Annotated in this window: 8 protein-coding genes; 4 read left to right on the top strand and 4 right to left on the bottom strand. The window is 70.0% G+C overall.

Annotated features, from left to right (window positions below):
- Positions 1 to 2: 2 nt before the first annotated feature.
- Positions 3 to 3,476, bottom strand: a complete 3,474-nt coding sequence (locus tag Pla163_RS08105) for a methylmalonyl-CoA mutase family protein (protein WP_145186290.1) — start codon at positions 3,474 to 3,476, stop codon at positions 3 to 5.
- A 365-nt stretch (positions 3,477 to 3,841) separates the two neighbouring features.
- Positions 3,842 to 5,800: a M28 family peptidase gene (locus Pla163_RS08100; protein ID WP_145186287.1), complete on the bottom strand. Its 1,959-nt coding sequence runs from the start codon at positions 5,798 to 5,800 to the stop codon at positions 3,842 to 3,844.
- A gap of 720 nt (positions 5,801 to 6,520) precedes the next feature.
- Here Pla163_RS08100 and Pla163_RS08095 point away from each other — a divergent pair.
- From Pla163_RS08095 to Pla163_RS08080, 4 genes are all read left to right on the top strand, one after another.
- Positions 6,521 to 7,864: a hypothetical protein gene (locus tag Pla163_RS08095; protein WP_145186284.1), complete on the top strand. Its 1,344-nt coding sequence runs from the start codon at positions 6,521 to 6,523 to the stop codon at positions 7,862 to 7,864.
- A 6-nt stretch (positions 7,865 to 7,870) separates the two neighbouring features.
- Positions 7,871 to 8,593, top strand: a complete 723-nt coding sequence (locus Pla163_RS08090; protein WP_145186282.1) for an ABC transporter ATP-binding protein — start codon at positions 7,871 to 7,873, stop codon at positions 8,591 to 8,593.
- Complete coding sequence (locus Pla163_RS08085) at positions 8,590 to 9,771, top strand: hypothetical protein (RefSeq protein ID WP_145186279.1); 1,182 nt, start codon at positions 8,590 to 8,592, stop codon at positions 9,769 to 9,771. Before Pla163_RS08090 ends, Pla163_RS08085 begins: the two co-directional genes overlap by 4 nt.
- 80 nt (positions 9,772 to 9,851) lie before the next feature.
- A complete protein-coding gene (locus Pla163_RS08080) occupies positions 9,852 to 10,802 on the top strand; it encodes a metal ABC transporter substrate-binding protein (RefSeq protein WP_145186276.1) in 951 nt (316 codons plus the stop codon).
- A 62-nt stretch (positions 10,803 to 10,864) separates the two neighbouring features.
- On the opposite strand, the gene Pla163_RS08075 is transcribed toward Pla163_RS08080, so the two are convergent.
- Both Pla163_RS08075 and Pla163_RS08070 read right to left on the bottom strand, forming a co-directional pair.
- A complete protein-coding gene (locus Pla163_RS08075; protein WP_145186273.1) occupies positions 10,865 to 12,091 on the bottom strand; it encodes an NADP-dependent isocitrate dehydrogenase in 1,227 nt (408 codons plus the stop codon).
- A 451-nt stretch (positions 12,092 to 12,542) separates the two neighbouring features.
- Positions 12,543 to 13,916, bottom strand: a complete 1,374-nt coding sequence (locus Pla163_RS08070) for an aldehyde dehydrogenase family protein (protein ID WP_419186451.1) — start codon at positions 13,914 to 13,916, stop codon at positions 12,543 to 12,545.
- Positions 13,917 to 13,972: the final 56 nt, after the last annotated feature.

Genomic DNA, 13,972 nt, shown 5'->3' with positions numbered 1-13,972 from the left:
GCTCACATGTTGCGGCGGTACTGACCGCCGACCTCGTAGAGCGCGCCGGACAGCTGTCCGAGCGTGCAGACCTTCGTGGCCTCCATCAGCTCGTCGAAGAGGTTGCCGTCGGTGACGGCGATCCGGCCGAGGCGCTCGAGCGCCGCGTCGGAGGCGCCCGCGCGGAACTCGCGCATGCGCTCCACGTGTTCGATCGCGCCGTCGCGCTCGGCCTGGGTCGAACGAATCACTTCGCCCGGCACGATCGTGGGCGACCCGTCGGGATCCAGGAAGGTGTTCACGCCGATGATCGGGAGCGACCCGTCGTGCTTCTTGCCCTCGTAGTACATGCTCTCGTCCTGGATCTTGGCGCGCTGGTACATGCGCTCCATCGCCCCCAGGACACCGCCGCGCTCGGAGAGGCTGCGGAACTCGGTCATGACGGCCTGCTCGACGAGGTCCGTCAGTTCCTCGATGATGAACGAGCCCTGCAGCGGGTTCTCGTTGCGCGCGAGACCCGACTCCTGGTTGATGATCAGTTGGATCGCGAGGGCGCGGCGCACGCTCTCCTCGGTCGGCGTCGTGATCGCTTCGTCGTAGGCGTTCGTGTGCAGCGAGTTGCAGTTGTCGTAGATCGCGTACAGCGCTTGAAGCGTCGTGCGGATGTCGTTGAAGCCGATCTCCTGCGCGTGCAGCGAGCGCCCCGAGGTCTGGATGTGGTACTTGAGCTTCTGCGAGCGATCGTTGCCGCCGTAGAGGTTCTTCATCGCCTTCGCCCAGATCCGGCGCGCGACGCGACCGATGACCGAGTACTCGGGATCGAGGCCGTTCGAGAAGAAGAACGACAGGTTGGGCGCGAAGTCGTTCACGTCCATCCCGCGGCTCAGGTAGTACTCCACGTAGGTGAAGCCGTTCGCGAGCGTGAAGGCCAGCTGCGTGATCGGGTTCGCTCCGGCCTCGGCGATGTGATAGCCGGAGATCGAGACCGAGTAGAAGTTGCGGACCTTGTTGGTGATGAAGTGCTGCTGGATGTCACCCATCATCCGCAGGGCGAACTCCGTCGAGAAGATGCAGGTGTTCTGGGCCTGGTCCTCCTTGAGGATGTCCGCCTGGACCGTGCCGCGCACGACCTTGAGGGTCTCGGTGCGAACGCGCGCGTAGACCTCGGGGTCCATCACCTCGTCGGCCGACACGCCGAGGAGCGCGAGCCCGAGTCCGTCGTGTCCGCGCGGGAGATCGCGGCGGTAGCGCGGCCGCTGGATGCCCTTGGCGGCGTACAGCTCGTCCGCGCGGGCGACCGCGGCAGCGAGTCGACCGCTCTCGGCGAGGACGCGCTCGCACTGTTGGTCGACGGCCGCGTTGAGGAAGAAGCCGAGCACCATGGGCGCCGGGCCGTTGATCGTCATCGAGACCGACGTCGTCGGGTCCGCGAGATCGAAGCCGCTGTACAGCCGCTTGGCGTCGTCGAGACAGGCCACCGACACGCCCGAGTTGCCGATCTTGCCGTAGATGTCGGGCCGCCGCGCCGGGTCCTCGCCGTAGAGCGTGACGGAGTCGAACGCCGTCGACAGTCGCTTGGCCGGCTGGCCGTGGCTGACGAAGTGGAAGCGGCGGTTCGTGCGCTCGGCGTCGCCCTCGCCCGCGAACATGCGCGCGGGATCCTCGCCGCGCCGCTTGAGCGGGAAGGCGCCGGCGGTGAACGGGAAGTGACCCGGGGTGCTCTCGCGCAGGAGCCAGATCAGAAGGTCGCCCCAGTCCTTGTAGCGCGGCAGCGCGACCTTGCGCACCTTGAGCCCCGACAGCGTCTCGGTCACCAGGTCCTGCTCGATCACGCGATCGCGCACCTGGAACTGGTAGCGGTCCGCGGCGTAGCGGCGCTGCACGTCGGGCCAGGTCTCGAGCAGTTCGCGACAGCCCGGGTCGAGCCGCGACTTCAGGTCGTTGTAGAGGCGGATCAGGTCGATCAGGTAGTCGGGCTCGCCCTCGACGTGCTCGATCACGCGCACGATCGACGCACCGGCCCGCGCCGCGTCACCGAGTTCCGCGTCGTTGATCCGCAGCGAGCGCTCGCCGACGCGTTCGCGCAGCTGGGCGATCGTGCCCGACAGTTGGTACATGCGCCGCGCGACGTCCGACTGGCCGAGGACCCAGCTCTCGTAGCTGTCGCTCGACTCGGCGATCTCGGCCAGGTAGCGCGAGCGGTCGCCGGGAATGACGTAGCCCGTCTCGGTCGTGTGCGCACTCGGATCGAAGGTCGATGCCAGTCCCGCGCCCGTCGCCTTCTCGATCGCCGCCATGAGCTTGGCGTACAGGACGTTCGTGCCGCGATCGTTGAACTGGGCCGCGATCGTGCCGAGCACAGGCAGGTCCTCGTCCGCGCCGCCGAAGCTGTTGTGGTTGCGTCGGTACTGCTTGCGAACGTCGCGCAGGGCGTCGAGCGAGCCGCGCTTGTCGAACTTGTTGATCGCGATCAGGTCGGCGAAGTCGAGCATGTCGATCTTCTCGAGCTGCGTCGCGGCGCCGTACTCCGCGGTCATCACGTAGAGCGACACGTCCGAGTGGTCGACGATCTCGGTGTCGGACTGACCGATGCCACTGGTCTCGACGATGACGAGGTCGAAGCCGGCCGCCTTGCAGATGTCGATGCTCTGCTGGACGTGCTTCGACAGGGCCAGGTTCGACTGACGCGTGGCGAGCGAGCGCATGTACACGCGCGGATCGCCGATGGCGTTCATGCGGATGCGGTCGCCGAGCAGCGCACCGCCCGTCTTCCGCTTGCTCGGGTCGACCGAGATGATCGCGATGCGCCGGTCCTCGAAGTCGAGCAGGAAGCGCCGCACGATCTCGTCGACGAGCGACGACTTGCCCGACCCGCCGGTGCCCGTGATGCCGAGGACCGGGATGGTCCGTTCGGGCGTGAACTTCGCGAGTTCCGCGTCGAGTCGATCGGCCAGGTCGGGCCGGTTCTCGGCCAGGCTGATCAGGCGCGCGATGGCGGCGTGGTCCTGCTCGGGGAGGCGTTCGACGAGCCCCAGATCGCCGTCGGCCACCGGCGCCCGGTCGCAGCGCTCGAGCACGTCGTCGATCATCCCCTCGAGCCCCATCGAACGGCCGTCGTCGGGCGTGTAGATGCGATCGATCCCCGCCGCGGTCAGCTCCTCGATCTCCGCCGGCAGGATAGTTCCGCCGCCGCCGCCCACGATGACGACCTTTGCGCCGCGCTCGTCCAGCAGCTGGCGCATGTAGGACAGGTACTCGACGTGCCCGCCCTGGTACGACGTCATCGCGATGCCCTGGGCGTCCTCCTGGATCGCGCAGTCGACGACGTCCTTGACCGAGCGGTTGTGCCCCAGGTGGATGACTTCCGCCCCACCGCGCTGCAGCAGCCGCCGCATGACGTTGATCGCGGCGTCGTGGCCGTCGAAGAGCGACGCGGCCGTGACGATGCGGATCGGGTTCTTGGGCTCGTAGCCCTGTTCGCGGGGAGCGACGCTCATGGACGGCGGTGGGGACCGGGTTCCGGGCGGGCCCGGCGGGGTGCAGGCCCAGTGGTTCCGACCGGCGAGTCGGACCAGTGTGTCGGAATCCTTCCGGCGCACCTGCAACCGCCCATCGTAGCGGCGCGGGTGGCGTCGGGCCACGCCCCCGCGGCCCTGTCGGGATCCGCAGCGCAGTGGGACGGCCGGAGCCGGAATCGCGTCGCGACGACGAACGCGAGCCCTCCACGACCGCGGGCGGCCGCGCCCCCGATCGGGGACGCGGCCGCCCGCGTGTCGACGCCCCTTCGAGGTTGGCGTCGGGAGCGACCGGGCCGTGGGTCCAAGTGGGACCCGCGGCGTCCGCTCGCGAGGATCGGAGCGGATCAGCCCTTGGCCTCGAGCGTCACCGAGATCTTGATCGTCTCGGTGCCGCGCTCGACCTCGATCTCGACCACGTCGTCCGGATCGTGGTTCTGCAGGCGCGTGATCATGTCATCGACGTCGGCCAGGGTCTCACCGCCCCACTTGACGATGCGGTCGCCGTCCACGATCCCGGCGCGAGCGGCGGGCGAGTCGACGCTGACGCGCTCGACCACGACCCCCTTGCCGGTCTCCCCGTAATTGCCCGGCTGGACGCCCAGGCGCACGCCGGTCGACGCGGGTCCGGCGCCGGTCGACGGGGCCGGAGCGGGCTCGGTGGCCGGATCCTGGCGAACCGGGCGTCCGGGGCGCCCCACGTCGGCGGTGCCCGGCGAGGAGTTGTGCTCGAACCGCTCCGGGTGTTGGGCCGCGGCCAGGCAGATGTCGCCCCACAGGTTCATGGCGTGGACGGCGTTCACGCGGTTGATGCGATCGGCCGTGTCGCGCGGCGTGTGGTAATCCTCGTGCAGCGGGCTGCAGATCCCCATCAGGGTCGGCACGCCGGCCTGGTGGAACATCCAGTGGTCGCTGGCGGCCATCACTCCGTCGCCGGGAACCAGCTTGAGCGGCGTGTCGGCCATGAAGGGCTGGGCGAAGGCCTTCAGACCGCGGCCGCTACCCAGGCCGGTGACCGACATCCCGCCGTCGTCCGTGATGCGGCCGATCATGTCGAAGTTGAGCATCAGGACGTGGTCCTCGATCGAGCGGATCGGGTTCCGCGTGTAGTACCCGGCGCCGATCAGCCCCTGCTCCTCCGCGTCGTAGCACTGGATCAGGATCGTCCGCGCGGACGCGCCCTCGGGCAGGCTGGCGTAGTACTGCGTGAAGCGCTCGGCGAGCATGATCATCGCCGCGCTGCCGCTGGCGTTGTCGTCCGCACCGGGGTGGACGGCGGGCGGGCCCTGGTAGCGCGAACCGAAGTCGCCCATGCCCAGGTGGTCGAGGTGGGCGCCGATCACGACGATCTCACCCGCGAGGTCGCCCTTGCCGGGAACGAGGCCGCAGACGTTCTGGCCGGTCATCTGGCGCGTCTCGGTCTGCACCACCATCTCGATCGTGCCCTCGAGGTCGTGGACCGAACGTCCGGCGTCCGCTTCGCGGCGCAGGTCCATGAGCGTGGTGCCCTGCGGTCCCATCTTCGCGATGAGGCGCTCACCGGCCTCGGCGGACATGGTCATGACGGGCACCTCGGTGCGCGCGCGACCGCCGTAGCGGAAGGCCGGCAACTCGTCGACGCGCTCGTCGTCCGCGCCCGGCGTGTTGATGATGATCACACCCGCGGCACCGCGATCGGCGGCGTCCGCGACCTTGCGCGAGTACCCGGCGCGTGCGCTCCAACCGCTGTCGCGCCACTGGCTCGTGCCGTCCTCCTTCATCGGCTCGAAGCGCAGCATCACCGCGATCTTGCCAACGAGGGAGTCGCCCTCTTCGAAGCTCGAGTACCCGTCGCGCCCCTTGTCGATCGAGTAGCCGACGAAGACGGCCGGTGCGGTGACCACGCCGGCCCCGCCGAGACTGAGGGCCATGTAGTCCTTGCCCTTCACCAGTTGGCGGTCGCCGATCCGCAGCGACTGGTCGGTGAGGTCGGTCTGCTCGGAGATCGGGAAGTCCTGGCGGTAGCTCGGATTCCCTTCGGCGTCGACGAACGGGGCCGCGAGGCCGCGATCCATGAAGTGCTGCTCGACGTAGTCCTTGGCGATCTCCATCCCGCGCGTGCCGGGCAGGCGTCCCTCGAGGAAGGGGCTGGAGAGGAAGGTCAGGTGCATGTTGTATTCGCGGACCTGATCGCTGGACGCCTCGATGGCGGCGCTGATCGGATCGCCTTCCTGGAAGGTGACCGCGGCCTGGGCCGGGGCCGTGAGGAGGCCGAGGCTCGAGCCGAGTACGGCGACGGCCGGGAGAGCGAATGTCTTGAAGATCATCTTCGGGTCGGGATGGAGACGGACGGAGCGCGGCGACACGACGGGCGGCCGGACGCGACACCGAGACCTCGTGGAGGTCGGGATGGGTCGGGAAGAGTGGAACGGAGGATCCGCCGTGCCGATCGGGGGGGGCGGGCGGATCGAGTGGATGGGGAGTCGGCGTCACCGACGGGGACGACGATCGACGACGATCGGGGGCGTCGACGACGCGGTCGCCGAGCGCGGGGAGTTGGGGATGGCCGAGTCGGCGCGTACCGAGTCGAGAGCGCGATCCGGTCCGAGAGGGCTGGCCCGCGCGCGGGCCGAGTCTCGCGCCGAGCGCCGGTCCCGCGGAGCCTCACCCTGCCAAAAACAACGGTCGCCGCGCAGGAGACCGTTGCTCGGACCGCGAACGGGCGGCCGAAGCCGGGCCTTACGTCGGTCGACCCCGGAGGATTGTCGGTTTGTGGCGCACGACCGTACACGGGGTCCGAACCGCGCGGGCAGGTTCGCTCGCTCGTGGTCGATCCGCGGCGTCCTGGGTGTGGTGCGGCGAGCCCCGCGCGCGCAGGACGGATCGTCCTCGGGGTCGAGCCATGGCGCGGCGTAGGGCACACTCACCCGACGCGACCGCTCGCGGCCCGACTCCGCGGCCGCCGGACCGGCCGCGCCCCCACCGCCCGGCTCCGACGACCGCCCCGCACCGACGGTCGCTCCGTCCATCGGGGCCGCCCCAGCACCATGCTCACCTCCCCTTCCACCAGCGCGTCGCGACTCGCGCTCCCCAGCGATTCTTGGGTGCACCCCTCCGACGGTCCCGACCTGGACGTGCGCGCGCGCATCGACGGGGACGGCGTGCACCTGACGATCACGGTCAACCTCGCATTCATCGACGAGAACACCGAGTTCGCACGTGAACTCGTGGACGAACTGCACGAGGTCGAACTGGAGCCCCTGGGCGAGGACCTCGTCGACTACTTCTCGCGCGCCGTCACCATCGAGGTGGACGGACAGGCGATCGCTCCGAGCCTCGGCGACCCGGTGCGCCAGCTGCGCGGCCCGAAGGAGATGGTCCCCTACAACCCGGTCTACGGGATCCGGGCGCTCACGCTGGTCAAGCTCGAGCTCGACTACCCGCGGCCCGAGGCGACCGGTGGTGCGGGGTCGACCGACGACGCCGGGCCGCGCAGCGTGCTGTTCGACTGGCACCTGTTCGCCGACGACCTGGCCCAGCCGATCGACCCGCCGCCGCCGATGACGGTGCGCCTGCAGCTCAACGACGGCAGCGGCGACCTCCCGCTCCAACTGACCGTCGACGAACCCCAGTACACCTGGCACGGCGAGGTGATGACGTTCGAGGAGCGCTTGCTCCCGGTCGTCGAACCGCCCGCGCCCCAGGTCGTCGAGGTCCCGGTGGCCAGCGCAGGCCTCGGACTGCTCGCGCTCGCGCTCCTGGTCTCGCTGCCGCTGTTCGCCGCGCGGCGCTCCCTGCGCCTCGGGGCGGCTCTCGTCGCACTCGGTCTCGCGGGCGCCCTGTGGGGAACGGCCAGGGTCGAGTTCGAGACCACGGACGAGTCGTTGCTGACCGAGACCGCGGCCGTCGACGCGTTCGAACGGCTGCACCAGAACCTCTACACCGCCTTCGACTTCGACGACCGCGAGGTCGTGTACGACGCGCTCGCGAAGAGCGTCGGCGGCGACCACCTCGACCGCACCTACGCGCGCGTGTTCCGCAGCCTGATCCTCGAGAACGACGGCGGCGCGGTCACGCGCGTCGAGGCGGTGCGCCATCTCGACACCGAGCTCGAGAGCCAGGGCTTCCTCGAGGAGTACGCGTGCGAGGGCTTCACGGTGCGCTCGCGCTGGCAGGTCGACGGGAGCGTGACCCACTCGAACCACACGCACGAGCGCACGCAGGAGTACGCGGCACGTTTCGCCATCGGTGAGACGCCCGACGGTTGGCGCATCCTCGGCGACGAGATGTCCGAGGAGTTCGTCGTCTCGGCCGAGCAGATCGACCTGCGCAATCCGCTCCAGCCGCCCGTCGACACGACGCCGCCGAAGCGCCCGGTGGGAGAGCTCTGACCGACCGTGACGAACTCGAGTTCACCGACCGGCTCGCGCACCAGTGGCGCCATCGCGGTCCGCGACCTGCGCTGCGACTACGGGCCGAACACCTTTCGACTCGAAGTGGACGGCTTCGAGGTCGCCGCCGGTGAGCGCGTCGCCCTCGTCGGCCCCAGCGGCTGTGGCAAGAGCACGCTGGTCCAGGCCCTGGCCGGGATCCTCGCACCGCGCCGCGGCGTCGTCAGCGTCGACGGCGTCGAACTCGGCGCGCTCGACGAACGCGGCCGGCGCCGATTCCGACTGACGCGCCTCGGACTGGTGTTCCAGGACCTCGAGCTGATCGACTACCTCGACGGGCTCGACAACGTGCTCCTGTCGCGGCGCCTCGCTCCGGGCGGTCGCGTGTCGAACGCCGACCGCGCGCGGGCCCGCGACCTGGCGGGACGACTTGGGATCGAACACCTCCTGGGACGGCTACCGGCCGAACTCAGCGGCGGCGAACGCCAGCGACTGGCCGTGTGCCGGGCGCTCGCCACCGAACCCTCCGTGTGCCTCGCCGACGAACCGACCGGCGCCCTCGACCGGGTCAACGCGGACGCGGTCGTGGACCTCCTCGTGGACGAGGTCGCGCGCCTGGGGACGACGCTCGTGATGGTCACCCACGACGAGCGCGTGCTCGACCGCTTCGACCGCGTCGTCGACGGCGCCGCCGCGTTCCGAGGCATCACCGAGGAGCCGGTGCGATGAACGGGCTCGTCTACCTCACCTGGAACTACCTGCGCCGGCGCCCTGGACCGAGTGCGCTGCTGGCGGCCTGTCTCGGCATCGCGTTGCTGTTGCCGGCGGTGACGCACGTCCTGACCTCGGGCTTCGAGGACGCGCTGCGCGAGCGCTCCGACGCCACGCCGCTCGTGCTGGGAGCAGCCGGTCCTCCGCTCGATCTGACCTTGGCCGGGCTCTACTTCTCGCGCGACGGCCTCGAACCGTTGACGACCGGACTGGCGCGACGCATCGGTGCGCGTGAGGACCTCTTGGCCGTCCCGCTCGACCTCGAATTCACCACCCGCGGTCGCGCGCTGGTCGGCACCGTGCCGGAGTACTTCGAGGAGCGCGGAATCGTCGCGCGCACCGGACACCTGCCGTTCGTCGCCGGTGAGGTCGTGCTCGGCGCGGCGCTCGCCCGCGAACTCGAACTCGGTGTGGACGACCACCTGTTCAGCGACCCGCCCGACCACCTCGACCTGTCCCGACCGTCGGCGCTCAAGCTGCGCGTGTGCGGCGTCCTTCACCCCACCCGCAGCGCCGACGACCGCGCCGCGTTCGTGACGCTCGAGACCTGTTGGGTCCTGCACGGGCTGGCGCACGGGCACGACGACGTGACGACCGGAACCGTCGATCCGTCGTTGATCCTCGGGCAGAGCGACGAGGAGGTGCGCATGTCGAACGCGTTCATCCCCTACAACGAGATCACGCCGCAGAACCGCGCCACGTTCCACCTGCACACCGATCCCGACGTGCTGCCGCTCTCGTGCGTGCTCGTCTTCCCGCGCACGGCGAAGGCGGCGACGCTCCTCAAGGCCGAGACCAACATCGAGCGCATGTACGGTCCCGTGCAGGTCGCGGACACTCGCGCCGAACTGGACGAACTGCTCGACCTGGTCCTCGGGCTGCGGCGTCTGCTCGACGGTGTCGCGCTCGTCCTGCTCGGCGCGACCGCGGCGCTCGGTGCGCTGGTCCTCGGCCTGTCGATGAAGCTGCGCACGGCCGAGCTGCGCACCCTCGACCGCCTCGGATCGAGCGCGCGCACCGTTGCCCTCTTGCAAGGCCTCCAGATCGCCTTCATCGCCGCCGTCGCGCTGGCCTGTGCCGGCCTCGTGCTCGGGGCGCTGCTGGTCCTCGATCCGGACCTGACCCTTCTGTTGTGAGGGCGCGCGCGCTCTCGCTCCCATCGTTCTCCTCGTTCTCCTCGTTCTCTCGCGTCCCGCTCCGACCTTCGACCTTCAACATGCGACGCCCCGACCTCCTCGCCACCTCACTGCGCTTCTGTGCCCTCGTCGCGCTCGCTCCCCTGTTCGCCGGTTGCGGCGACGACGGTGATTCGGCCCGCGCCGAACGCTCGGGCGTCGCCGTCACGTTCTTCCCGCTCGAGGACTGGGCCGAGCGCATGATCGGCCCCGAGATCGAGGTGCGCTGCCCGTTGCCCGAGGGCGAGGATCCGATCTTCTGGCAGCCCGACTCGGCCGCGATGGAATCCTTCCGGACGGCGCGCCTGGTCGTGTCGAACGGCGCGGAGTTCGAGAAGTGGCTCGCCGTGGCGAGTCTTCCGGAATCGCGCCACGTGCGCACGGCGGACGGCTTCTCCGAGCGCTTCCTCGAGTTCGAGGAGCAGGTCGCGCACAGCCACGGCCCGTCCGGCGAACACGTGCACATGGGCGTCGACGGGCACACCTGGGTCGATCCGCTGCTCGCGATCGAACAGGTACGCGCACTCGAACAGGCCCTGGTCGAGGCCTACCCCGAACATGCCGGCGTCGTGCACGATCGCGCCGATGCGCTGGTCCAGGACCTCGAACAACTGGACGGCGCCTGGGCCGCCCTGGTCCCGCGGTTGAAGAGCGCGACGCTGCTCGCCTCGCACCCGGCCTACCGCTACGTGGCCGAGCGCTACGGGCTGGACATCGTGAACTTCGACCTCGATCCCGACGCGTTGCTCGAGCCGGACGACGCTGCGAAGGCGGAGCGGCTGGCGCGCGAGTCGGAGCGTCCGACGCTCATGCTCTGGGAGTCCACGCCGCGCCCGGACCTCGTGGCCGCACTGCGCGACGAACTCGGCATCGTGAGCGTCGTGATCTCACCGGCCGAGAATCCCGGCGTGATTCCGGACGGCGGCTACGTGGGCATCCAGCGCGACAACCTGGTGCGGTTGACCCGCGCGCTCGACGGCCTCGCGGACTGATCCTGGCGGCCATTGGCGCACGAGCGCGCCGCGGGTGGTCCTCGCCGCGGCGCGCCCGTCCCTCAGCTGGCGAGCGCCTGCTTCAAGTTCGCATCGAGCGCGTCCAGGAACTGCTGGGTCGTCAGCCAGGGCGTGCCTTCGCCGACGAGCAGCGCGAGGTCCTTCGTCATCTGACCGCTCTCGACGGTGTCGACGCAGACGCGCTCGAGGGTCTCGCAGAAGCGCGTCAGATCGGCGTTCTGATCGAGACGCGCGCGGTGGCCGAGTCCGCGCGTCCAGGCGAAGATCGACGCGATCGGATTGGTCGACGTCTCCTTGCCCTGCTGGTGCTGGCGGTAGTGGCGCGTGACCGTGCCGTGCGCCGCTTCGGCCTCGACCGTCCTGCCGTCCGGCGTCATCAGCACGCTGGTCATCAGTCCGAGCGAACCGAAACCTTGCGCCACGGTGTCGGACTGCACGTCGCCGTCGTAGTTCTTGCAGGCCCAGACGAAGCCGCCGTTCCACTTGAGCGCGGCCGCCACCATGTCGTCGATGAGGCGGTGCTCGTAGGTGATCCCCGCCGCGGCGAAGCGCTCTTCGAACTCGGCCTCGAAGACCTCTTGGAACAGGTCCTTGAAGCGGCCGTCGTACACCTTGAGGATCGTGTTCTTGGTCGACAGGTAGACCGGCCAACCGCGCCCGAGGCCGAAGTTCAGGCAGGCGCGCGCGAAACCGCGAATCGATTCGTCGAGGTTGTACATGCCCATCGCGACGCCGGGCTCGGGGAACTCGAACACCTCGCGCGTGATCGGCTCGCCGCCGTCCTTCGGCATGAACGTCATCGTCAGCGTGCCGGGCCCGGGCACCTGGAAGTCGGTGGCGCGGTACTGGTCGCCGAACGCGTGACGGCCGATGACGATCGGCTTCGTCCAGCCCGGAACGAGGCGCGGGACGTTCTTCGCGACGATCGGCTCGCGGAAGACGGTGCCGCCGAGGATGTTGCGGATCGTCCCGTTCGGGCTGCGCCACATCTTCTTCAGCCCGAACTCCTTCACGCGCTCCTCGTCGGGCGTGATGGTCGCGCACTTCACACCGACTCCGACGCGGGCGATCGCTTCGGCCGCGTCGACGGTGATCTGGTCGTCGGTCGCGTCGCGGCTCTGGATCGACAGGTCGTAGTACTCGAGCTTCACGTCGACGTAGGGCAGGATCAGGCGCTCCTTGATGAAGGCCCAGATGATCCGGGTCATCTCGTCACCGTCGAGTTCGACGACGGGGTTCGCGACTGCGATGCGGGCGGGGGTCGACATGGTTCGGGATCGAGTTCGGTGCGGTGCTTCCGCTGCGGGGGGGGCGCCTCGGTTCGGCGGCGCTGGTCGCGTCGAGCACGAGTGCCGAGCGAGCCGGGGTGCAGACCCTAGCGCCACGAGCCGCGCCGTCCAGCATCCAGGGCCCGTGCGGCCCGTGCGCGGTGCTCGGGACGACCGGCGGTCGCCGGTTGCAGCGCCGTGGAGTAGTCTTCCGCTCCAGCTCGAGGGTCCCGCCACCCGATCCCCCGAGCGCCCCGACTCCACCATGCAGCGCTTCGTCAAACCCCTCGGCATCGGCCTCGTCATCGCCGGCTTCATCGTGCGCAGCCAGGGCTGCTGAGGCGACGCGATCTCCATGCTCGGTACGGGCATGATCGTCCTCGGGGCCCTGCCCCTGCTCGGCGGCGGCGGCACGAGCGCACCGGCCGGCTGATTCGAGTCGGCCCCGCGCTCAGCCGCCAGACGCGATCGAGATCGACTTCGGCACCGTGAACTGGCGGTAGCCCTCGACGCCGCCCAGGAACCCGAAGCCCGACTCGCGCGCCCCCACCCAGGGCGCGCGCGAACTTCCGGCCAGGTAGCGGTTGACGCCCACCTGGCCGCTGCGGATCCGCCGCGCCACGCGCAGCCCGCGTTCGCCGTCGCCGGTGTAGACGTTGGCGCCGAGCCCGTAGCGCGTCGCGTTCGCCAGTCGCACGGCCTCGGCCTCGTCGCCGTCGAACGTGCTCAGCGACACGACCGGCCCGAACGTCTCCTCGGTCGCCATGACGCTCGAGTCCGGCACGTCGGCGAGCACGGTCGCGGGGTAGAAGCTGCCGGGTCCGTCCGCCAGCGTGCCGCCGAGCAACAGGCGCGCGCCGCGGGCGACCGCGTCCTCGACCTGGGCGTGGACCTTCTGGCGCTGCGCGTCGTCCACCATCGGGCCCATGCGGCTCTCGGGTTCGAAGCCGCTGCCGTGGGTCCACTTCGAGGCCTTGGCGAGGACCAACCGTTCGAACTCCTCGCGCACGGAGTCCTCGACGAAGACGCGCTCGACGCTGCAGCACACTTGACCGGCGTTGCGCAGGCTGTGGGTGACTGCGCACTCGGCGGCCGCTTCGAGATCGGCGTCGGCGAAGACGATCAACGGATCCTTGCCGCCGAGTTCGAGCACGAGCCGCTTCAGCCCCCCACCGGCGGCGCGCATGATCTTCTGGCCGGTCGCGCGACTGCCGACGAAGCCGATCATGTCCACGTCGGCGTCGACCAGTTGGGCGCCGGTCTCGCCCGCGCCCTGAACCAGTTCGAGCACGCCGTCGGGCAGGTCGCCGCCGATGATCTCGGCCAGGACGGCGCCGCAGAGCGGCACGTGCTCGCTGGGCTTGAAGACCACCGTGTTCCCGGTCGCGAGCGCGGGCAACAGGATGCTGGTCGGCATCGCGAGCGGGAAGTTCCACGGGGTGATCGCCGCGACCACACCGAGCGGATCGCGGACGACGTGGGTGCGCGAACTGCCCTCGGACACGTCCTCCACCGCCAACGCGCGGCGCGCCGTCTCGATCACGCCGGCCAGTTCCTTCGAGCGCGCCGAGGACTCGCGCCGGGCTTCGGCGAAGGGCTTGCCCATCTCGCGCGTGACGAGCTGGGCCAGTTCGTCCTGGCGCTCGTCGAACCGTTCGGCGACGCGCAGCAGGAGCTCGGCGCGCACGTCGAACGGCACGTCGCCCCATTCGTCGGCCGCCGCGCGCGCGCGGGCCACGGCAGCGGTCACCTGGTCGGGCGAGGAGACGGGAATCTCGGCGATGAGCTCGCCGGTGGCCGGGTCGATGTCGCGCAGCATGTCCATGGCGAAGAGCCTAGCGACCGGCGCGCGGCAAGCGACCAGCGGCTCCATCGATCGCC

The sequence above is a fragment of the Rohdeia mirabilis genome (assembly GCA_007750655.1).
In the GTDB taxonomy this organism is placed as follows: Bacteria; Planctomycetota; UBA1135; order UBA1135.
This window is presented reverse-complemented; position numbering and strand designations above follow the sequence as displayed.